Here is a 21141-nt window from a genome sequence, read left to right as displayed (position 1 = left end):
CGCGCCGCCGCACGCGGCCCCCCATTCATTACAAGACATCTACAGGAGACAACATGATCCAACGCCCTGCGCGCGTGGGACGGCCCTTCTCGTGCCCGCCCGATCGCCACACCGAGTTCGCCGGCCCGGTCCGGGCCGCCTGCACGCCACGTTCGCGTCGCATGGCGCGCACGCCGGCGCGCCTCGCCGCCCTGGGGCTCGCTGCCGCCGGCCTCGGGCTGAGCCCGTTGCCGGCGCTCGCACAAAGCTCGGTGCAGCTCTACGGCATCATCGACAACGGCATCAGCTACACGAACAATGTCGCGTCCAGTGTGGGCGCCAAGGGCGCGAGCCGCGTGGGTCTGGCCACAGGCTTCGGCAGCGGCGACCGCTTCGGCCTGACCGGCAGCGAAGACCTCGGCGACGGCACGAAGGCCATCTTCACGCTCGAGAACGGGTTCAGCGGCATCAACGGCACGCTCGGGCAGGGCGGGCGCATGTTCGGCCGGCAGGCGTTCGCCGGATTGTCCAATCCCCGCTGGGGCACGCTGACCTTCGGGCGCCAGTACGAATTCGGTTTCGTCTATCTGTCGCCGTTCGAATCGTGGACGCAGTTCGGCAGCATCTATGGTGCGCACGTGGGCGACGTCGACAACACCTTCTCGACGTTCCGCCTGAACCAGTCGGTCAAGTACGAGTACTCGCCGATGGCCGGCCTCACGCTCGGCGCGCTCTACGCGTTCAGCAACCAGAGCGCGAACTCGGGCAGCAGCGGCTTCGCGAACAACCGCGCGCTCGGTTTCGGCATCCAGTTCCAGCGCGGGCCGCTCGCCGCGGCGGCATCATTTCTGCATCTGAGCAACCCGTCGGCGTCGGCCGCCACGTCGACCAATCCGGGCGGCGCCATCGGCGACGAATACACGCTCTCGACGAGCCTTTTCTACAACTCGGGTTTCGTCTCGCGTCAGGACGTGATCGGCGTGGCGGGCAGCTACCGCTTCGGCAACGCGCGCGTGAGCGCCGTGCTCACCGACACGCGGCTGCGCTATCAGAACGGGCAGGACCTGCGCGTGGACAATTACGAAATCAACACGCGCTACCAGTTCACGCCGGCGATCATGGCGGGCATCGGCTACATCTTCACCGATGCTTCGGGCTATACCGGCGCGGGGGCGACGTCGTTCGCCTCGGGCACGCGGGCGCGCTGGCATCAGATCGACGCGGGCGCCGCCTATTACTTCTCCAAGCGCACGGACCTGCATGCGTCCGTGATCTATCAACGCGCCGCGGGCGATGCGACAGTGGCCGCGATCAACGCGTTCGGCCCGGCCGGCGCCGGCGTAAGGAACCAGGTGGCCGTGCTCGCGGGGCTGCGCCATCGGTTCTGATCGCGTGCGAGGCGTCACGCGCGTCGAGCGGCGTCCAATGTCGCATCCGGTATCGAGGCAGGGGTCCGGCGATTTGCAGGCGCAGCACCTGTTAGCGCATCGAGGCGAAATTCAGATCCCGATTGCGGGCCCATTATCAGGTTACCTGTGAATTGCCGGGCGCCTCGGGGCACGAGACAATGGTGAACCCGGCGGCATATCCGTTGGCGACCCCGCTGTGAACCCGTTGGTGAACCGATTGGTGAACTGATTGGTGAACTGATTGGTGAACGGCCAAATAGGCTAGTATTGCGGCACTGTCGCCGACCGGGCGGCCAATTGACTGGAACGCCGGCCCTCATCCGGGGCCGCGAGCGCACTGTGGTATGGAACTCGACGCCATTGATCTGAAGATTCTGCGGGAGCTGCAAGCCGACGCCCGCCTCACCAACGTAGAACTCGCCTCGCGGGTAAACCTGTCCCCGTCGCCGTGTCTCGCGCGCGTCAAGGCGCTCGAAGCGGCGGGCTACATCCGGCAGCGCGTGACGCTGCTCGATCCTTCCCGCCTCGGGCTGCACATCAACGTCTTCATCCACGTCACCCTCGAGAACCAGAATCGCGATGGGCTCGACGCCTTCGAGGCCGCCGTCACCGCGTTACCCAACGTCATGGAGTGTTACCTGATGTCGGGCGATGCCGACTACCTGCTGCGCGTCATGGTGAGCGACATGAGCGCCTACGAGACGCTCATCACCGATCGCCTTTCGCGCATTCCGGGCATTCGCAACATCCGTTCGAGCTTCGCGCTCAAGCAGGTCATGTACACCACGGCCGTCCCGGTGCCCGACGCGCCAAGCGATGCCTGAGGGCGCGTCGTCCGCGGCGGCCCGCGCGCGAGCGCCGCATGGCGGCGCCGGCCACCAGATCGCCCTGCACGCCGCGGCCATGCTGTTCGGCGCCTCGGCGCTGTTCGGCGAGCATATCGCCGCGTCGAGCACCATGATCGTGTTCGGGCGCGGACTCTTTTCCTGGATCGCGCTCACGGTCATTGCCCTCGCGGGACTCGCGGGCTTGCGCGCCGCGGCTCGGCTCTCGGGCGGCGCACCCTGGCGCGGCCTGCCGGCGAGCGCCGCGCTGCGGCTCGTCGTCGCGGGGGGGCTGCTTGCCGTGCACTGGCTCGCATTCTTTCTCGCGATCAAGGCGGGCGGCGTCGCCGTCGGCACGCTCGGCTTCGCGTGCTTTCCTGCGTTCGTGATCCTGCTCGAATGGCCGCTGCGGCGAGAACGCCCCGGCGCGGGTGATCTCGGCGTCATCGGCCTGGTGTGCGTAGGACTGGCGCTCGTGACGCCGGCCTTCGACTGGCGCGCCGGCGCGAGCGTCGGCCTCGCGTGGGGTGTACTCTCGGGCGCCATCTATGCCGTGATCGCACTGTCCAACCGCGTGCTCGGCGCGCAGGCGTCGCCGCTCCAGGCGAGCTGGTGGCAATGCCTGGGCATCGTGCTCGTGCTCGCCCCGCTCGCATGGCGCGAAGCGCTTACGCTGCCCGCCGCGCAGTGGGGCTGGCTCGCGTGCCTGGGTGTGGTGTGCACCGCGCTCGCCTACACGCTCTTCATTCACGCGCTGCGCGCCGTCAAGGCCAGTCAGGCAGCTGTCGTGATCGCGCTGGAGCCGGTCTACGCCATTGCCTTTGCGTGGGCCCTGTTCGGCACGTCGCCCACGTTGAAGATGGCCGTCGGCGGCGTGTGCATCGTCGGGGCCGTTGCCTGGTCCGGCGCCATGCGCTCGCGCCGCGCCTCGCGCTGAACGGCGCGAACGCCCGGACTTCCCGGGCGTGCCGTGCAGGCTTTGGGCGCCGTCTCAGATGAACATGCCGCCCGAGGCCTCGATGCGTTGCGCATTGATCCAGCCGGTCTCCTCGGCCAGCAGCGACGCCACCATGCCGCCGATGTCGTCGGCCTCGCCCACGCGGCCGAGCGCCGTATTCGTCGCGACCATCTGGTGCACGCTATGGTTGTCGCGCACCGTGCCGCCGTTGAAGTCGGTGGCGATCGCGCCGGGCGCGACCGTGTTGGCGCGAATGCCGCGTGCGCCCAGCTCCTTGGCGAGATAGCGCGAAAACACTTCGATGCCGCCCTTCATCATCGCGTAAGCCGACGAGCCCGGCAGCGAGAAACGCGCCAGACCGCTCGACACGTTCAGAATGCGGCCGCCGTCGGCGATCAGCGGCAGCAACGCCTGCGTGAGAAAGTACGGGCCTTTCAGATGCACGCGCACGAGCTCGTCGAACTGCGCTTCGGTGGTCTCGGCGAACATGGCGTGCAGTCCCGTGCCGGCGTTGTTCACCAGAAAGTCGAACGTGTCGCGCCTGAACACCTCGCGCAGCACGCGACGGATTTGCGCCGCGAACGGGGCGAACTGCGCGGCGTCCGCGACGTCGAGCGGCAACGCCACCGCATTCGCGCCGAGCCTGTCGATTTCGGCGACGACGGCGTCCGCTTCGGCGCGCTGGCTGCGATAGGTGAGGATGACGTCGATGCCGCGACGTGCCGCCGCCAATGCCGATGCACGGCCCAGTCCACGGCTGCCGCCGGTGATGAGTACGATCTTGCGAGTCATGGTGATTCTCCTGTGAGCATCGGGCCCCGCCGCGCGGGCGGCGGCCCCGTTGAACGACGCGTCGACCGGCCTGTACACCGCCCGTCGCGTCCCGTGTTCGCGCCGCACCCGCCTTGCTGCATGCCGGGCGCCTCGCTATGTTCAACATGCTATTGCAACGAATTTCACCAATAAATCAGGCAAATTTAATTACACTGATCAAATTCTGATAACAATCGATCGACGGATCGCGACTCGCCATGCATCAGCTCGACGCCATGCGCATCTTCGTGCGCGTAACTGAAACCGGCAGCTTCACACAGGCGGCCGACAGCCTCGGCCTGCCGCGAGCGAGCGTCTCCAACGCCATCAAGCAGCTCGAGACGAAGCTCGGCACGCGTTTGCTGCACCGGACCACGCGGCGGGTACAGCTCACGCAGGACGGGCAGGCATGCCTGGAGCGATGCCAGGACCTGCTCGCCGACATGGAGGAATGGGAGACGATGTTCGTGGCGAGCGACGAGGCGCTCACGGGTCGTCTGCGCGTAGACCTGCCGGCCACGCTCGCGCGCACGACCGTCATTCCGCAATTGCCCGCGTTTCTCGCCCAGCACCCGGCGCTGCAGGTGGAGCTGTCGAGCACCGACCGACGCGTGGACCTCGTGCGCGAGGGCTTCGACTGCGTGCTGCGCGTGGGCGCCATCGGCGACTCGACGCTGATCGCCCGCCCGCTGGGCCGCATGCGGCAGATCAACGTGGCCAGTCCGGCGTATCTCGAACGCTACGGCGTGCCGCAAACGCTCGAGGATTTGAGCGCTCATCGGCTGGTGTACTACACGACCACGCTCGGTACACGCCCGGCCGGATGGGAGTATTTCGACGGCGAGCGCTACGCGCAATGGCCCATGGAGGGCGTGCTCACCGTGAACAACGCCGACGCCTATCAGGCGGCGTGCCTCGCCGGGCTCGGCCTGATCCAGGCGCCCGAGAGCGGCGTGCGCGGACATCTGGCGGAAGGGACGCTGCGCGAAGTGCTGCCGCAATATCAGGCCGAGCCGCTCGCCGTCACGCTGCTCTATGCCAATCGGCGGCATCTGCCGCGCCGCGTGCAGGCGTTCATGAACTGGCTGGCCGATCTGCTCACGCCGCGCCTGACGGCCACTTGAGCCAGCGGTAGCGCGCCTTGCCGGCCCACGGCCCACATCCGGTCGACGTCAATGACGGCCGTTACTGCGCCAGCCCGCGCTCGACCATCGCAACGAGCCGATGACCGAGAGCGTCGACCTCGTTGTCGGGTAAATCGCGTAGCGGACCGTCGATGACGAGCACCGACAGCCCGTGCACCGCCGCCCACGCCAGATATTCGGCGCCGGGTCGCTGTGCCGGATCGATGATGCCCGCGGCCAGCATGCCGTCGAGCGCTGCACCGAGCAATTCGAACGGATTCAGCCCGCTCGCCCCCGCTTTGGCCGGATCAGCGGGCGAACGCACGTTCTCCGACGGCGCGAACGCCGTGTGAAAGAGCCCCGGCTCGGCCCGCGCAAAACGCAGATAGCCCACGCCCACGGCCCGCATGCGCGCCCGCGCCAGCGCCACGCGGTCGAGCGAAGGCAGCGCGATGAGCGCCGATAGCTCGCGCTCGATGGCCACCGCCAGCTCGGCGAGCGCCGCCGAGCGCACGGCGCCGAGCAGATCCTGACGATTCGCGAAATGCCGGTACGCGGCGTTTGGCACGACGCCGGCCCGGCGCGTGGCTTCGCGCAGCACCACGGCGTCGGGCCCTCCGTCGCGCGCCAGTGCGATTCCCGCTTCCAGCAATGCCCGGCGCAGATCGCCGTGGCGGTACGTCGTGCGCGCCGGTCCCGTCGTCGTTTCTTGTTCTGACATTGCAACTCCTTGTGGACAGTGTCCATTATGTCTGCTATTGTTTGTGTACACTGTCCACAAAGACAAGTGGCAGCGCCCTCGCGGTCGGCGAATCACCCGCATTGCGGGCAATGCGCGCGATCCGTTGCAGCGGCCCCCCCCCCCGGCGCACGGTGCATGGCGGCGCCGGAGGGCGCCGTGAAAGTCGCCGCTGTTGCAGTCCCCATCGGTAGTCACTCGTTTTGCATCAGGAGGCACTATGGTTGAGACGTATCCCGCACACGGCGACGAGGCCGCGATCCGTGCGATCCAGTCGGCATGGCTCGACGCCGTGCGCACCAAGCAGGTTGGCACGCTGCTCGATCACTACGACCCCGAGGTCGTGGTGTTCGACGTGATGCCGCCCACCGAGCATCGCGGCCATGACGCCTATCGCCGCCTGCTCGAAGGCTGGTTCGGCCACACCGTGGGGCCGATCCACTTCGAAGTCACGCAATGGCATCTCGAATGCGCCGGTGAACTGGCGTTCAGCCACAGCGTGAATGTCGTGCGCAATACCGGCCCGGACGGGCAAACGCACGGGGCCACCGTGCGGGCGACGGTGGCGTATCGCAAGTCGCAGGGTCGCTGGCGCGTGGTGCACGAGCATGCGTCCGTGCCGATGATGTTTGCGCCCTGACCCGCCGGCGCTTCGCGTTTTTCCCCCGCGGGATGAACGGGGCCACGAAACCATGCAGCCATGAAGTCATGAACTGGCCCCCCTTTTCTGACATATCCAGGAGCGTTCCATGCAAGTCCATTCCTATCTGTTTTTCGAAGGCCGCTGCGAAGAAGCGATCGAGTTCTACAAGAACGCGCTCGGCGCGAAACCGGGCATGCTCATGCGTTACGGCGACAGCCCGCAGGGTTGTCCGGAAGGCATGATTCCGCCGGGCAGCGAGCAGAAGATCATGCACGGCGAGATCACCGTCGGCGAGACGATGCTGATGGTCTCGGACGGCAGCGTGAGCGGCAAGCCGAAGTTCGACGGTTTCTCGTTGTCGGTCGACTTCCCGGACGCGGGCGCCGCCGAAAAGGCGTTCAACGCGCTCGCCGACGGCGGCTCGGTCACGATGCCGCTGGGGCCGACTTTCTTTGCAAAGACGTTCGGCATGGTCAAGGACCGCTTCGGCATGCAGTGGATGGTCATCGTGCCGCAGGAAATGCCGAAGGGCTGACACGGCTGCCCCTGGCCTCACAGCACCGTGAGGCCAGGGCGGCGCACGGACGCCGGGGCGCGGGCGGCGCGCATGCACCCCGGCATCCGCCCGCTGCCTGGTACGGCGCCCGATCCCCACCCGGGGCGCGTCCGCCGCAAGCCGTCCGTCCCCCTCCGCTCCCCCTCGGTTTCGCCCCGACCGTGCGCGCCCATCGGTGCCCACCCGTTCCTGTCCATCCCTGCCCAACGCGTCGGGCAAGCCTGTGCTATCGTCGCCGCCATGTCATCCGTGATCTCAATCCAGAATCTGTCGAAGACTTACGCGACCGGCTTCCAGGCGCTCAAGAACATCAACCTGGACATCCGGCGCGGCGAGATCTTCGCCCTGCTCGGCCCGAACGGCGCGGGCAAAACCACCCTCATCAGCACCATCTGCGGCATCGTGCGCCCGAGCTCGGGCACGATCACCGTCGACGGTCACGACATCGTCACCGACTACCGCGCCGCGCGCGAAGCCATCGGCCTCGTGCCGCAGGAGCTGACCACCGATTCGTTCGAGTCGGTCTGGGCCACCGTCTCCTTCTCGCGCGGGCTGTTCGGCAAGCCGGCGAACCCCGCGTACATCGAAAAGGTGCTGCGCTCGCTCTCGCTGTGGGAGAAGAAGGACAACCGCATCATGCAGCTCTCGGGCGGCATGAAGCGGCGCGTGCTCATCGCCAAGGCGCTCTCGCACGAGCCGCGCGTGCTGTTCCTCGACGAGCCGACCGCCGGCGTCGACGTCGAACTGCGCCGCGACATGTGGCGTCTCGTGCAATCGCTGCGCGAGACCGGCGTGACGGTGATCCTCACCACGCACTACATCGAGGAGGCCGAGGAAATGGCCGATCGCGTGGGCATCATCACCGGCGGGCAGATCACGCTCGTGCAGGAGAAGACCGAGCTCATGCGGCGCCTGGGCAGCAAGCAGCTCACGCTGCACATTGCCGAGCCGCTCACGAGCGTGCCGGAATCGCTGGCCGCCTACGGGCTCACGCTCGGCAATGCCGGCCACGAACTGGTGTTCTCCTACGACGCCAATATCGAACAGACCTCCATTGCCGCCCTGCTGCGCGACGCGGAGCGCGCCGGCATCTCGGTGAAGGATCTGAACACGACGCAAAGCTCGCTCGAAGACATCTTCGTCTCGCTCGTGCACAGGAAGGAAGGATGAGTCGCGCCATGAATCTCTACGCCGTCAAGGCGATCTACAACTTCGAGATGGCGCGCACGCGCCGCACGCTCATGCAGAGCATCATCTCGCCGGTCATCTCGACCTCGCTCTATTTCGTGGTGTTCGGCGCGGCCATCGGCTCGCGCATCCCGGAGATCGAAGGCGTGCCTTACGGGGCCTTCATCGTGCCGGGCCTCATCATGCTCTCGCTGCTCACGCAAAGCGTGTCGAACGCCTCGTTCGGCATTTACTTTCCACGCTTTACCGGCACGATCTACGAGGTGCTCTCGGCGCCCGTGTCATACATGGAAATCGTGGTCGCCTACGTGGGCGCGGCAGCGACGAAGTCGATCATTCTCGGGGTGATCATGCTGGGCACGGCCGCGCTGTTCGTGCCGCTGCGTATCGAGCATCCGCTATGGATGATTCTCTTTCTGGTGCTCACGGCGGTCACCTTCAGCCTGCTCGGCTTCATCATCGGCATCTGGGCCGACGGCTTCGAGAAGCTGCAACTCGTGCCGCTGCTCATCATCACGCCGCTCACGTTCCTCGGCGGCAGCTTCTACTCGACGCACATCCTGCCGCCGTTCTGGCGCACCGTCACGCTGTTCAATCCGGTCGTGTATCTGATCAGCGGTTTTCGCTGGAGCTTCTACGGACTGGCGGACGTGAGCGTCGGTGTGAGCCTGGGCATGACGCTCGTTTTCCTCGCCGTCTTCCTCGCCGTCGTGGCGTGGATGTTCAAGACCGGCTACCGCCTCAAGAGCTGACGCCGGGGCCGGCCGCGCCGCCCCGGTGTATCGCGCCGGCCGCGCCGCCGTGCTTCAGAGCGGCGGCGTCTCGCGAAAGGCGGGCAGCGCCTCGGCGCGCGCCGAAAAGCCGGCAAGCTCGGGAAACTCGCTGCCGAAATCGACCTCCGGCAGCAGCAGCTGATGAAAACGCCACGCCACGGCGACCGTCACGCCATGCTCGCCGATCTGGTCGGGCGTTGCCACGATCGGCGCTTGCGCCAATTCCAGTTCCAGCGCCCGAAACGCCGCATGCACCTGCTTGCGCACGCGCTCCGTCCACGGTGCATGCCGCTTTTCGCTCGGGCGCAGCTCGCGCTCGTACACGAGTTGCACCGACTTCTCGCACGCGGCCAGCGCCAGGCCGGTGAGTCGCAGCGAGCGCAAGTGCGCCGCCGGCTCGACCGGCACCAGACGCCGCTCCGGATCGACCAGCGATTCCAGGTATTGGAGGATGAGGGTGGAGTCCATCAGCACGGTGCCGTCGTCGGTCACGAGCGTCGGCGCCTTGACGACCGGGTTGATGGTCGCGAATTCGTCGAACGTGCGGAACACCGAGAGCGAACGGTGCGTGTACGGCAGGCCGAGCAGCTTCAGACAGATCGCCGTGCGGCGTACATAGGGGGAGTCCAGCATTCCAATCAACTGCATGTGTCGCTCCTGTGGGTGGCAGCGCAGGTCGCTGCCGATATCGGTATGCTCGAGCGTTCGCGCGGAACGACGGCAACGGGCGAGGCCCGCATTTGCACAAGCATAGCGGACGCCCGTCGGCGTGCAAATCGAATTCCATTGCGCTTTTGTGTGAATCTCGCTCACATGCGCGGGCGGGCGGGCACGTCCGACGGGAACCTGCGATGCTGCTGCCTGTCACCTGCGAGTGACGGGCATGACAGGTAGAATGATTCGCATGGCCGACTCGACAGGGAGACGTTTCATGAACATCCTGATGGTGCTGACCTCGCACGACCGCCTCGGCGACACGGGCAAGAAGACCGGCTTCTGGCTCGAGGAGTTTGCCGCCCCCTATTACGTGTTCATCGACGAAGGACTCGACGTCACGCTGGCATCGCCCGCCGGCGGCCAGCCGCCGCTCGACCCGAAGAGCGACGAGCCCGATGCGCAGACGGAGGCGACACGCCGCTTCCGCGAAGATCCCGACGCCCAGAAGGCGCTGGCCAACACACTCCGGCTCGCCGACGTCAACGCCGACGACTATGACGCGATCTTCTATCCCGGCGGCCACGGCCCGCTCTGGGATCTCGCCCAGGACCCGAATTCCATCCGTCTGATCGAAACGTTCGAGCGCGCGGGCAAGCCCATCGGCTTCGTCTGCCACGCGCCGGGCGTGCTGCGCCAGGTGCGCGCCGCAAACGGCGAGCCGCTCGTGCGCGGGCGCCACGTCACCGGCTTTTCGAACGACGAGGAGGCCGCCGTCGGCCTGACCGACGTCGTGCCGTTTCTCGTCGAAGACGAGCTCAAGCGACTGGGCGGGCGCTACGAGAAAGCGGACAACTGGCAATCGCACGTGGTCGGCGACGGGCGCCTCGTCACCGGCCAGAACCCGGCGTCCTCCGAGGAGGCCGCCCGCACCGTACTTGCCATGATGGAACCGCGCCTGCCATGAGCATGACGACCGCTGCCGTGGACGTGAGGCGCCTGGTGCCGGCCGACGCCCTCGCCTTCCAGGCGTTGCGCCTGTCCGGACTGCAGGCTTACCCGCAGGCATTCGGGTCCAGCTACGAGGAAGAGAAGGACTGGCCGATCGAGCGCGTGCGCGAGTGGCTGGAAGTTCGTCCCGACGCCGGCGTGTTCGGCGCGTTCGACGAGACGGGGCGTCTTGTCGGCACGCTCGGGCTGGCGCGTCAGAAGCGTCCGAAGTTCGCGCACGTCGGCTTTTTGTGGGGCATGTACGTGCACCCGGACGCCATGGGCCGCGGCGTCGGCCGAGCGCTCGTCGATGCCGCGCTCGCGCTGGCGCGCTCGCAGCCCGGACTGCGCCACGTCACACTGCAGGTCGGTGCCGACAATCGTGCCGCTATCGCGCTGTATCAATCGTTCGGCTTCGTCGAGATTGGACGCGAGCCCGACGCCATGCGCGCGGGCAATGCGTTTGTCGACGAGCTGCGCATGTATCTGCCGATCGCGACGCGCTAACGCATGCCGCGTGCGACGCCGCGCGGGGGCGCTGCGCGCGCCGCACCGGTCGCACGCGACGTTCGTGCGTCAGATCTTTTCCATCTCGTATGGCCCGAGGTAGTCGGCCTTGCCGACTTTCACGCCTTGCGCCCGCAGGATGTCGTGCGTGGTCGTCACATGGAAGTAGAAGTTCGGCAGCGCGAACTTCAGCAGATAGTCCACCGCGCCCATCGTCGTCTGGTGCTCCCTGAACTTCAGCGTGATGCTGCGCGCCTCGGCGCCTTCGAAGCGGTCTTCCAGGATTCCGGCGATGTACGCCTCCGTGTTGGCGATACGATCGCGCAATTGGTCGAACGTGGTCTCGTTGTCTTCGAAGCGCGGCGACTCCGTACCGGTCAGCCGGGCCACGGCGAATTTCGCCGTATCGCTCACGCGCTGCACCTGCCCGATGAAGTCGAGCATGTCCGGGGCGAGCCTTGCCTTGAGGATCGACTCGGGAGCAAGGCCGGCGGCGTTGCAATGCGCACGTGCGACCTTGATGTAGTCGGCCATGACGGTCAGGCCGCGCAGGTAGACGGGAATCGTGGCGCGATAAAGGGAAATCGGCATCGGAAAACTCCTCGGTAGAAGGCGCCGTGACGTGGGATCGCCAGGCGAGCGCGAGTCAAAGTGACATGCTAGCAGCGCTGCGCGAATCGCGCCGTGCAGTGGGTCGGATGGCGAACGGGGTGTGTCGCGCCGCATGGCAACGCTCCCGGCATGGGCCTCGTTGCACGGTGATATGCTTCACGGGCGCGCCGAGCGGCGACTGCAAGCGGTCAGGCGAAGACATGCCCCGTGACGACAGGCGCGCCGTACTGAACGTGTGGAACGTGCCGAGCGTGCCCGAGCGTGCCGAGCGTGCGGAGCGTGCCGAGCCTGCGCGATGCGCCACGGTCATCGCCAAAGGAGCTGCCCATGAGTCGTGCCCCCCGCCCCCTCCCCGCCGCGGACGAAGCCGCCTCGCTCGCGCGCGCCTGGGTGAGCCACTTCGCGAAGCCGTCGAGCATCGGCATGACGCTCGCCTTCATCGCGGGCTACATCGACGTCGTCGGGTTCATCGCGCTGTTCGGCCTGTTCACGTCACACGTGACCGGCAACTTCGTGATGATCGGCGTGCAGCTCGTCGCGGCCACGCACGTCGGCGTGGTGGCCAAGCTGCTGGCATTGCCGGTGTTCGTCCTCTTCGTGGCGATGGTCAAACTGGTCGTACAGGCTGCCTCGCGCACCGGGCGCCGCCCGCTGCGTCTGCTGCTCGGCGCGCAGACGCTGCTGCTGCTCGGCTTCATGATCGTGGGGCTCGTCGCGCAGCCGATCGTCTCGGCCGACGCCCCCCTCGCTGTCCTCTCGGGCATGTTCGGCGTGGCGGCCCTCGCCGTCCAGAACGCCGTCGGCCGCATCGTGCTGGCCGACCTCGCGCCGACCACCATCATGACCGGCAACACCACGCAGATCGTCATCGACATGGTGGAACTCGCTGGCGGCGATCGCGGCAGCGGCTCGGCCGCTCGCGCGCGCCTGCGCAAGATGCTGCCGGCGCTGGCTGCATTCGCCGTGGGCGCGATCTTCGGCGGCTTCGCCTATCAAGGCGCGGGCTTCTGGAGCGTGCTGCTGCCCGTCGCACTGCTCGTGGCACTCGCGTTCGCGAACGAATGACACGAATGACACGAATGACACGAATGGCGCGAGCGGCGCGCCGCCGCACCAACGTGCGAGCCGGCCGCTCGCGCCCGCGCCTCGGGCGAACGCGGTAAAATCGCTCCCTTCGCGCGCGAGGCAAATGCCACGGCGTGCTTCGCAACATTCCCGGTTCCGGCGGGCGCCTGGCTTCGTCGGAGCGTCCGCCGGCTCCCCGCCACTCGGTTTCATTCCTCACGACAGTGACTACCATCGCCTCCGATCTCCCGCCGAACGACGACATCTGCGCACACAGCGACGCCATTCACGAAGACCGCCTGTGGCGCGACGACGGCTGGACGGCGAAGGTGGTGAAGAACGAGGAGGATGACGGCTGGGCGGTGGCCATGTACAAGGACGGCGAGTCGGAACCGGCGCTCGTCGGACCGTGGACGATGGGGCGCGACAAGAAAAATCCGAAACCGCTCGACGTCGGTGCATTCCACACGCTGGTGAAGACGGCGGCCGAAGTATTGCGCCGCCACGAGCAGCAGTTGCACGCGCAGTTGCACAAGCGCGTGAGCATCGAAGGGCCGGACGGTGACATCGACGTCACGCTCGACATCGTGCCCGACGACTATGATCCCTATGCCATGCTGAGCGCGGTCGACCGCTTCGGCGAGACGATCGCATCGGTCAAGGTCGCGCCGACGTTCAAGCTCTCACGCAACAGTGCGCGCGCATGGGTCGAGAACGACTTTCAGCGCCCCCAGTGAGCGCCCGCTCCGCTCGTCAGCCAATGACTTGGAATACCGGGATATCCCACCGTCTGGCTGCTCGCGTGCGCGCTGCCTAAGATCTTAGCTCCCCGGCACGTCGCTCGCCGCGCAAGCGGGTACTCACACGGCGATGCGCCGACGTCTGGTAACGTCCGTTCTGGAGCTTCCCTCATGAAACGCTTTCACGTCGCGCTCGCCGTGCGCGACCTCGACCAATCCATCGCCGACTATTCGGCACGCCTCGGCCAGCCGCCCTCGGCGGTCGTGCCCGGCGCATACGCCATGTGGCGCACCGATCTGCTCAACTTCTCCATCAATCAGTCGCCGGGCCGCGCCGGCGAGTTGCGGCACGTCGGATTCGAAGACGACGAGACGCCGGGATATTCGAGCAGCACCGATTGCAACGGCCTGCTGTGGGAAGCCTTCTCGGCCGACGAGCAGGATCGCCGGATAGTGAGCACTTACGGGGTTGCGGTGCGCCACGCCTGACCCGGTGCGCGAGCGCGCGCCTGCGATCGTGCGTGGGCGCGCCGTTGCAGTATGGCCAACGCGCCTCACGCCGGCACTTCGTCCGACGCCTCGGGCGCGGCCGGCGTGCCGAAACCCGGCAGCGGGCGCTGCCAGCGCTGCGCAATGAACACACCGATGAGCGCGACGCCGCCGCCAAACACATGAAACGCGTGCAAGCGCTCACCCAGCATCACCACTGCAATCGCGGCCGTCATCACGGGCAACACATTGATGAACATGCTGCAGCGATTCGGCCCGAGGTGCCGAATGCCCTGGATCCACAGAATCGGCAACAGGATCGACGCGCCGAGCCCCGCATACAGCACGAGCGGCACGGTCGCCATGTTGAGCTGTGCCTGACCGTCCGGCACGATGGCCACCATCGGGATCATCGTCACGAGCGCGGCCCACGCCTGCACGTAGGTCGACTGCGCCGGCGGCACGGCCACATGCCAGCGCCGCAGCAGCACGCTGTACAGGCCATACGACGCCGACGCGATCAGCATGAGCACATCGCCCGGATGCACGCCCCCGTCGAGCAGTTGCGAGGGATGGCCCTGACCGATCAGATAGACGAGGCCCGCGAGCGAGAGCAGACCGCCGACGAGCATGCCGAGCGTGGGCGGCTCGCGCAGCAGCACCACGCTCCAGAGCAGCGTGAGCAGCGGCGCGAGTGCGGTCACGATAGCCATGTTCGTCGCCGTGGTGCTGTGCGCCGCAAGATACGACAGGCTCTGATAGAACGACATGCTCAGGAAGCCGAGGAACGCGAGCTTCGCGAGTTGCGGGCGGATATGGTGCCAGTTGCGCGCCAGCGGCCGAATGACGAACGGCGTCATGACGGCCAGGGCAAGCACCAGCCGATAGAACGTGATGGCCGACGGCGCAATCGCGGTGGCCGAGAGCTTCGAGACGATGACATTGCCCGCCCAGAGCAGCATGGCGCCGAGCGGATACAGGAAGTACCCCATGATGATTTTCCGCAAGTGTGAAGGTGGAACGAGAAGTGCGAAACGCCATCGTCCCCGATGCCATGCAGGGTGTCTCGCGCTAAAATGCCCAAACCTGTCTCAAAAGGGACACCAGCGAGCCGATTCATGGATTCCCGCCTGACCGACCACCTGCGCTACGAGAGCACACCCATGCCGATGGCGGCCATGGCGGTCGACTATGCGCACAACGAGTTCATCGCATCGCACAGCCACCGCCGCGCACAACTGCTCTATGCGATCGAAGGCGTGATGATCATCGGGTCGGCCTCGGGACGGTGGGTGGTGCCGCCCACACGCGGCGTGTGGCTCGCGGCCGGGCTCGAACACACCGTGCGCATGAGCGGCAACGTGAAGATGCGCACCGTCTTCGTCGAGCCGGGCAACGAGCCGCTGCCCGACAAGAGCTGCGTGGTGGAGATCACGCCGCTCATGCGCGAGCTGATTCTCGCCGCCATCGACGTGCCGCCCGACTACGCACCGGACTCGCGCGACGCGCGGCTCATGCGTCTGCTGCTCGACGAGCTCATCGCCCTGCCGGTACTGCCGCTCTACCTGCCGTGGCCGAGCAACGCGCGGCTCGCCCGCGTGTGCGAGCATCTGATGCGCTCGCCGTGCGACGATGCAACCATCGACGCATGGGCGCGCGACGCCGGGCTGTCGGCGAAGACGTTTCAGCGCAACTTTGCCCGAGAGACGGGCGTGACGTTCGGTCGCTGGCGTCAGCAGGCGCGGTTGCTGCAGGCGCTCGAAGCGCTCGCCCGCGGCGAGAAGATCGTCAATGTCGCCCTCGATCACGGCTACACCAGCCAAAGCGCCTTTGCCGCGATGTTCAAGCGCCACTTCGGCGTGTCGCCCTCGGCGTTTTATCGATGACCCCACGACGCATTCGTCGTTTCACCGGAGACCTCACATGCATTACCTGCTGACTTACGACCTCGTCGACGATTACCTGGAGCGCCGCGCGCAGTATCGCGAGGCGCATCTCGCCCTTGCGTGGGAGGCGTCCGAGCGCGGCGAACTGCTGCTCGCCGGCGCGCTGGAATCGCCCGTCGACACGGCGGCACTGCTGTTCGAAGGCGACTCGCCGGCAGCGGCAGAGGCATTTGCGACGGCCGATCCCTACGTGGTGAACGGACTGGTGAAATCGTGGCGTGTACGGCCGTGGAAGACCGTCGTCGGCAAGACGGCGAGTTCGCCGGTGCGCTGAACGAAGCAGAAAGAGGAGGAAGGAGGGCGAAGAGGAAGAAGAGGAAGAAGAGGAAGAAGAGGAAGAAGAAGGGACGGGAAGCGACTACCGCAGAAAAAACAAAACCCGCCTGGCCGTAAAGCCAAGCGGGTTTGCCGACAACCGATTCCCGTCGCGGGTTCGTAGGAACCTCACGCCGATGCATCTGGCGTCCCCTAGGGGATTCGAACCCCTGTACTCACCGTGAAAGGGTGATGTCCTAGGCCTCTAGACGAAGGGGACATAAAGTCTTCGTTTTGGTGGAGGTAAGCGGGATCGAACCGCTGACCTCTTGCATGCCATGCAAGCGCTCTCCCAGCTGAGCTATACCCCCGTACTGCGAAGAAGTGAGACTATAGCGCAGCTTCGCGAACTTGGGAAGCCCCCCGCGCAAATTTTTTCGGACAACCCGGATGTCACGCCCTACTGGCTCAGGCCCCGCGCCTCGATCGGCCACAAATCTTCGACGCGTCCATGCCGCACGGCGACGTATCCGTCATACAGATTGACGGTCGGATCACAATGGCCGGGCACGAGCAGGATCGGCTCGCCGAGCCACGCGGCGCCGTCGTCGTCGGGCGAGCCCAACTCGAGCACGCCATGCTCGTCGGAGGCCGTGCGGTAACGCGGCGTGCCCGCCAGTTGCGAGGACCAGAAGCGCGGCAATCCGGAATCGGTCGCCACGCTCTTGAGGCCGGCGTCGCACACGATGATGCCGGCGCGCGCCGTACTCATCACCGTCGACGCGAGGAACAGCCCATGCCGGAAGCGCCAGTCGTCTCGCCACTCGAGCGCCCCGTAGTGGCCATCGAAGAACACGTATGAGCCCGGCTGAATTTCCGTATAGACGCCACTGTCGATGTCGAACTCGGCCGTGCCGGTGCCACCGCCCGTCACCACCGGGCAGACGATGCCGCGCGCCTCGAGGAACCGCACGCAGGCCGCCGCCTGGTCGGCGGCAAGCCGCGCAGTGTCGCGACGCCGCGCCCACGCCTCGATATGCTGGGCACTGCCGTGATACGCCTGGATGCCACCAAAGCGCAGGCCTTCGTAGTGGTCGATGGCCTCGACGAGCCGCGCCACCTTGTCGGTCGAATCGACGCCACAGCGCCCCTGCCCCACGTCGACTTCGGGCAGCACCGCGATGCGCACGCCGGCGCGCTGCGCGGCCTTGCCGAGCGGCGCGACCTGACGCACGTCGTCGACGCAGACCGACAGCGCGACGCGCGACGCGAGCGCCACGGCCAGCGCCACGCGCGCCTCGCCGACGAACTCATTGCTGATGTGGATGCTGCCGATGCCGGCGTTGGCGAACGGAATGGCCTCGGTGAGCTTCTGGCAGCAAATGCCGACCGCACCCGCGGCGATCTGCTCGCGTGCGATCGTCACGCTCTTGTGGGCCTTTGCGTGCGGGCGCACGGCCACACCGCGCGCCGCCGCCGCACCGGCCATGCGCGCGACGTTGGCGTCGAAGGCATCGAGGTCGAGCAGCAACGAAGGTGTGGCGATCTGCGCGAGCGTGTCGCCAATGCGCGCCACGGGCGGCACGGCCAGCGCACTGTCGGCAGCGCGCGGCGCGCAGGACGCCGATGAAGCCGTTGCAGCGGACAAGTCATATGAATCGGACATCACAATCCCTTCGAGGAGAGACACGAGGCGGGGCGGTGCCGGCGTGTATTGTTGCAAGGGCTTGCACGCGCGCTGCCTATGCAACCGCATGAGCGCGTGAGAACCACGCACTCATGCAGGGAGCCCCACGGGAGCCATGCTGGACGATCAGGCAGAACGATCAGGCAGGCAGCGCACGGGCCAGGACACGCGCGACGTGGATCGCTTCAGTCTGCGCGCCATCGTGAATCTGATGCCGGCAACTGGTGCCGTCCGCGACGACGATGGCATTCGCACTGCGCTGCCGGATCGCCGGCAACAGCGACAGTTCCGACATGGCACGCGACGTGTCGTAATGCTCTGCCTCATAGCCGAAGCTGCCCGCCATGCCGCAACACGACGATTCGATCGATGATACCTTCAGCCCCGGCAGCCAGCCAAGCACGGTCGTGACGGGCGAATACGCATCGAACGCCTTCTGATGACAGTGCCCGTGCACCAGCGCCTCGCTCGCGCCGTCGGGCAGCGTCCGCCACGCCACGTCGAAGCGCCCGGCCGTCTTCTCACGAACCAGAAATTCCTCAAAAAGGAACGCGTTGTCCGCCAGCTTGCGGGCCGCCTCGCCAAAGCCGTAGCCGAGCACCTCGTCGCGCAGCGACAACAGGCACGACGGCTCGAGCCCCACGATCGGCACGCCTTGCTCCACGAAAGGCAGCAGGGCATCGAGCAGGCGCTTCGCTTCGGCTTTCGCCTCGTCGACCAGGCCTGCCGCGAGGAACGTTCGACCGCAGCACAGCGGCCGCTCGCCCGCGCGCTGGTTCACATGGACCGTGTAGCCGGCAGCTTCGAGCACCCGCCGGGCGGCCTGCGCGTTCTCCGGTTCCATATAGTTGTTGAACGTGTCGACGAAGAGCAGCACCTGGCGCTCGCCCTGTGCCGGCGACGGCTTCGCGGCGAGCGGTGTCTGGCGCGCCAGAAACGACGACTTGAGCGCCGGCAGCGAGCGCTCGGGCGCCAGGCCAAGCCAGCGCTTCGCGGCGTTGCTGCCGGGCAGGCGCTGCGCGGCGTCGAGCAGGCCGCCGACGCGGCTCGCCCACGGCGCGTATCGCGGCAGGTACGCGATGAGCCTGTCGCGCAGCGACAGCCCGTGGCGCTTCGCCCGCGCGTGGCGCGCCTCGATCTTGAAACGCGCCATGTCGATGCCGGTCGGGCAGTCGCGTTTGCAACCCTTGCACGACACGCACAGATCGAGCGCGGCCTTCACGTCGTCGCTCGCCAGTCCGTCATCACCCAGTTGTCCGGACACGGCCAGCCGCAGCGTATTGGCACGCCCGCGGGTGACGTGCTGCTCGTCGCGCGTCACGCGATAGCTCGGGCACATCGTGCCCGCGTCGAACTTGCGGCAGTGGCCGTTGTTGTTGCACATCTCGACGGCCGACGCGAGACCGTGCGTCGCGTCGGTGCCCGTACCGGGCGCGGTCTGCTCGCCCGTGAGCGCATCGCGCTGCACGTTCCAGGCCGCCCAGTCGAGTGCGGGCGTGAACGGCTTCGCGGCATACCCGGGCGCGAAGCGGAACAGTTCGCGCGTATCCATCTTCGGTGGACGCACCATCTTGTCCGGATTGAAGCGGTTCTCCGGATCGAACAGCGCCTTGATCTCGCCGAACGCCGCATTCAGGCGCGGCCCATACTGCCAGGCCACCCACTCGCCGCGGCACAGCCCGTCGCCATGCTCGCCGGAATAAGCCCCCTTGTATTCGCGCACGAGCGCGGCGGCCTCCTCGGCGATGGCGCGCATCTTCACGGCGCCGTCGCGGCGCATGTCGAGAATCGGGCGCACGTGCAGCGTGCCCACACTCGCGTGCGCGTACCAAGTGCCTTCCGTTCCGTACCGATGGAACACTTCCGTCAGACGCCGGGTGTACTCGGCCAGGTGCTCGAGCGGCACCGCGCAGTCTTCGATGAAGGACACCGGCTTGCCGTCGCCCTTCATGCTCATCATGATGTTGAGCCCGGCCTTGCGCACTTCCCACAGCGCCTTTTGCGGCCCGGCGTCGGGCATCTTCACCACGCAATCGGGCAGACCGAGATCCCCCATGAGCGCAGCGAGATCGTCGAGCTTGCGGCGCAGCGCCGCCGCGTCGTCGCCGGCGAACTCCACGAGCAGGATCGCTTGCGGATCGCCCACGAGCGCCTTCTCGATCACCGGCCGGAACGCCGCGTTGTCCATGGCGAGGTCGATCATCGTGCGATCGACCAGCTCCACCGCCACCGGCCCGAGCTTGACGATGTGCTGCGTGAGATCCATCGCCTGGTAGAAGGTCGGGAAGTTGACCACGCCGAGCGTCTTGTGCGCCGGCAGCGGCGCGAGCTTCAGCGTGATCTGACGGCTGTAGGCGAGCGTCCCCTCGGAGCCCACGAGCAGATGTGACAGATTGGCCACGCCGTCGTCGGTGTACGCGCGCGGGTTGAGGCAATCGAACAGATCGAGGTTGTAGCCTGCCACGCGGCGCAGCACGCGCGGCACGCGCTCGCGCAGCTCGTCGCGCTCGCGCAGCGCGATCTCCCGCACGCGCTCGAGAATCGCTCGCGTGCGTGCGTCCGAGGGCGGCGTGTGCAGCGAGCCGAAGTGCAGTTGGGCGCCGTCGGCGAGCACCGCGTCGATGCCCAGCACGTTGTGTACCATGTTGCCGTACTCGAGCGATCGCGAGCCGCACGAGTTGTTGCCCGCCATGCCGCCGATGGTGCACTGGGCAGCCGTCGACACGTCCACCGGAAACCACAGCCCATGAGGCTTGAGCCACGCGTTCAGATGATCGAGCACGATCCCCGGCTCGACGGTGACCGTGCGCGCCTGGGCGTCGAACGCCACCACCCGATTGAGCCACTTGCTGTTGTCGATGACGAGCGCTTCACCGATCGTCTGGCCGCACTGGCTCGTGCCGGCGCCGCGCGCGAGCACCGGCACGCGTTGATCACGGGCGATGTCGAGGGCGCGAATCAGATCGTCCTGGTCGCGCGGCACGACCACGCCGATCGGGAATATCTGATAGATCGACGCGTCGGTCGCGTAACGGCCGCGGCTCGCGCGATCGAACAGCACGTCGCCGCGCAGCTCGCGACGCAGCCGGTCCTGCAGCGGTGTGAGCACCACCCCGCCGCGCTGCATCGGTACCAGATGCACGGGGTGGCCGACCAGATTTGCTCGGGAGTTCGATGGGTGATTCATGAT

General features: G+C 66.9%; 22 protein-coding genes and 2 tRNA genes. 15 read left to right on the top strand and 9 right to left on the bottom strand.

Annotated features, from left to right (window positions below; all coding sequences use genetic code 11):
* Positions 1-53 precede the first annotated feature (53 nt).
* The 3 genes from CDN36_RS10000 (at position 54) to CDN36_RS09990 (ending at position 3149) form a co-directional block, all read left to right on the top strand.
* A complete protein-coding gene (locus CDN36_RS10000; protein ID WP_287496641.1) occupies positions 54-1367 on the top strand; it encodes a porin in 1314 nt (437 codons plus the stop codon).
* Between the two features lie 365 nt (positions 1368-1732).
* Positions 1733-2212 (top strand): Lrp/AsnC family transcriptional regulator, encoded by a 480-nt coding sequence (locus CDN36_RS09995; protein ID WP_150555300.1) that lies wholly within the window; start codon positions 1733-1735, stop codon positions 2210-2212.
* Complete coding sequence (locus CDN36_RS09990; protein ID WP_150555301.1) at positions 2205-3149, top strand: DMT family transporter; 945 nt, start codon at positions 2205-2207, stop codon at positions 3147-3149. The genes CDN36_RS09995 and CDN36_RS09990 overlap by 8 nt, the downstream gene beginning before the upstream one ends.
* A gap of 54 nt (positions 3150-3203) precedes the next feature.
* On the opposite strand, the gene CDN36_RS09985 is transcribed toward CDN36_RS09990, so the two are convergent.
* Positions 3204-3962, bottom strand: coding sequence for an SDR family NAD(P)-dependent oxidoreductase (locus CDN36_RS09985; protein ID WP_150555302.1), 759 nt, complete (start codon positions 3960-3962; stop codon positions 3204-3206).
* 239 nt (positions 3963-4201) lie between these two features.
* Between CDN36_RS09985 and CDN36_RS09980 the strand changes: the two genes are divergently transcribed.
* Positions 4202-5107: a LysR family transcriptional regulator gene (locus CDN36_RS09980; protein ID WP_287496640.1), complete on the top strand. Its 906-nt coding sequence runs from the start codon at positions 4202-4204 to the stop codon at positions 5105-5107.
* Positions 5108-5168: 61 nt separating this feature from the next.
* Here the strand turns inward: CDN36_RS09980 and CDN36_RS09975 are convergent, their stop codons facing one another.
* Positions 5169-5828, bottom strand: a complete 660-nt coding sequence (locus tag CDN36_RS09975; RefSeq protein WP_150555304.1) for a TetR/AcrR family transcriptional regulator — start codon at positions 5826-5828, stop codon at positions 5169-5171.
* A gap of 238 nt (positions 5829-6066) precedes the next feature.
* Here CDN36_RS09975 and CDN36_RS09970 point away from each other — a divergent pair, with 238 nt between their 5' ends.
* The 4 genes from CDN36_RS09970 (at position 6067) to CDN36_RS09955 (ending at position 8985) form a co-directional block, all read left to right on the top strand.
* Positions 6067-6486, top strand: a complete 420-nt coding sequence (locus tag CDN36_RS09970) for a YybH family protein (protein ID WP_150555305.1) — start codon at positions 6067-6069, stop codon at positions 6484-6486.
* A 109-nt stretch (positions 6487-6595) separates the two neighbouring features.
* The gene (locus CDN36_RS09965) at positions 6596-7024 is read left to right on the top strand and encodes a VOC family protein (protein ID WP_150555306.1); all 429 of its coding nucleotides are present in this window, start codon (positions 6596-6598) and stop codon (positions 7022-7024) included.
* Positions 7025-7285: 261 nt separating this feature from the next.
* Complete coding sequence (locus CDN36_RS09960) at positions 7286-8215, top strand: ABC transporter ATP-binding protein (protein WP_150555307.1); 930 nt, start codon at positions 7286-7288, stop codon at positions 8213-8215.
* An 8-nt stretch (positions 8216-8223) separates the two neighbouring features.
* The gene (locus tag CDN36_RS09955) at positions 8224-8985 is read left to right on the top strand and encodes an ABC transporter permease (RefSeq protein ID WP_150555308.1); all 762 of its coding nucleotides are present in this window, start codon (positions 8224-8226) and stop codon (positions 8983-8985) included.
* A 54-nt stretch (positions 8986-9039) separates the two neighbouring features.
* Here CDN36_RS09955 and CDN36_RS09950 read toward each other — a convergent pair whose 3' ends face one another.
* On the bottom strand, positions 9040-9654 hold the full coding sequence (locus CDN36_RS09950) for a glutathione S-transferase (protein ID WP_150555309.1): 615 nt from the start codon (positions 9652-9654) through the stop codon (positions 9040-9042).
* 283 nt (positions 9655-9937) lie between these two features.
* Here CDN36_RS09950 and CDN36_RS09945 point away from each other — a divergent pair, with 283 nt between their 5' ends.
* Both CDN36_RS09945 and CDN36_RS09940 read left to right on the top strand, forming a co-directional pair.
* Positions 9938-10627 (top strand): type 1 glutamine amidotransferase domain-containing protein, encoded by a 690-nt coding sequence (locus tag CDN36_RS09945; RefSeq protein ID WP_287496639.1) that lies wholly within the window; start codon positions 9938-9940, stop codon positions 10625-10627.
* Positions 10624-11157, top strand: coding sequence for a GNAT family N-acetyltransferase (locus CDN36_RS09940; RefSeq protein WP_287496638.1), 534 nt, complete (start codon positions 10624-10626; stop codon positions 11155-11157). Before CDN36_RS09945 ends, CDN36_RS09940 begins: the two co-directional genes overlap by 4 nt.
* Positions 11158-11226: 69 nt before the next feature.
* Here CDN36_RS09940 and CDN36_RS09935 read toward each other — a convergent pair whose 3' ends face one another.
* Complete coding sequence (locus CDN36_RS09935) at positions 11227-11748, bottom strand: DUF1993 domain-containing protein (protein WP_287496637.1); 522 nt, start codon at positions 11746-11748, stop codon at positions 11227-11229.
* Between the two features lie 348 nt (positions 11749-12096).
* Between CDN36_RS09935 and CDN36_RS09930 the strand changes: the two genes are divergently transcribed.
* The 3 genes from CDN36_RS09930 (at position 12097) to CDN36_RS09920 (ending at position 14063) form a co-directional block, all read left to right on the top strand.
* The gene (locus CDN36_RS09930) at positions 12097-12834 is read left to right on the top strand and encodes a YoaK family protein (RefSeq protein WP_287496636.1); all 738 of its coding nucleotides are present in this window, start codon (positions 12097-12099) and stop codon (positions 12832-12834) included.
* Between the two features lie 233 nt (positions 12835-13067).
* Positions 13068-13571, top strand: coding sequence for a hypothetical protein (locus CDN36_RS09925; RefSeq protein WP_150555355.1), 504 nt, complete (start codon positions 13068-13070; stop codon positions 13569-13571).
* A gap of 174 nt (positions 13572-13745) precedes the next feature.
* Positions 13746-14063: a VOC family protein gene (locus CDN36_RS09920; RefSeq protein WP_150555313.1), complete on the top strand. Its 318-nt coding sequence runs from the start codon at positions 13746-13748 to the stop codon at positions 14061-14063.
* A 65-nt stretch (positions 14064-14128) separates the two neighbouring features.
* On the opposite strand, the gene CDN36_RS09915 is transcribed toward CDN36_RS09920, so the two are convergent.
* Positions 14129-15055, bottom strand: a complete 927-nt coding sequence (locus CDN36_RS09915; protein ID WP_150555314.1) for a DMT family transporter — start codon at positions 15053-15055, stop codon at positions 14129-14131.
* A 126-nt stretch (positions 15056-15181) separates the two neighbouring features.
* On the opposite strand from CDN36_RS09915, the gene CDN36_RS09910 reads away from it, so the two are divergent.
* Positions 15182-15949 (top strand): AraC family transcriptional regulator, encoded by a 768-nt coding sequence (locus CDN36_RS09910; protein ID WP_287496635.1) that lies wholly within the window; start codon positions 15182-15184, stop codon positions 15947-15949.
* Between the two features lie 37 nt (positions 15950-15986).
* The gene (locus CDN36_RS09905; RefSeq protein WP_150555315.1) at positions 15987-16283 is read left to right on the top strand and encodes a YciI-like protein; all 297 of its coding nucleotides are present in this window, start codon (positions 15987-15989) and stop codon (positions 16281-16283) included.
* A gap of 185 nt (positions 16284-16468) precedes the next feature.
* On the opposite strand, the gene CDN36_RS09900 is transcribed toward CDN36_RS09905, so the two are convergent.
* The 4 genes from CDN36_RS09900 to CDN36_RS09885 form a co-directional block, all read right to left on the bottom strand.
* Positions 16469-16544: transfer RNA gene (locus CDN36_RS09900), tRNA-Glu, on the bottom strand.
* A 15-nt stretch (positions 16545-16559) separates the two neighbouring features.
* Positions 16560-16635 (bottom strand) — tRNA-Ala (locus tag CDN36_RS09895).
* Between the two features lie 89 nt (positions 16636-16724).
* Complete coding sequence (locus CDN36_RS09890) at positions 16725-17930, bottom strand: DSD1 family PLP-dependent enzyme (RefSeq protein ID WP_502920355.1); 1206 nt, start codon at positions 17928-17930, stop codon at positions 16725-16727.
* 160 nt (positions 17931-18090) lie between these two features.
* Positions 18091-21138: an FAD-binding and (Fe-S)-binding domain-containing protein gene (locus CDN36_RS09885; protein WP_287496634.1), complete on the bottom strand. Its 3048-nt coding sequence runs from the start codon at positions 21136-21138 to the stop codon at positions 18091-18093.
* Positions 21139-21141: the final 3 nt, after the last annotated feature.

Origin of the sequence: Pandoraea sp. CB10b_02 (assembly GCF_002216225.1) — a bacterium.
Classification (GTDB): Bacteria; Pseudomonadota; Gammaproteobacteria; order Burkholderiales; family Burkholderiaceae; genus Pandoraea; species Pandoraea nosoerga.
This window is presented reverse-complemented; position numbering and strand designations above follow the sequence as displayed.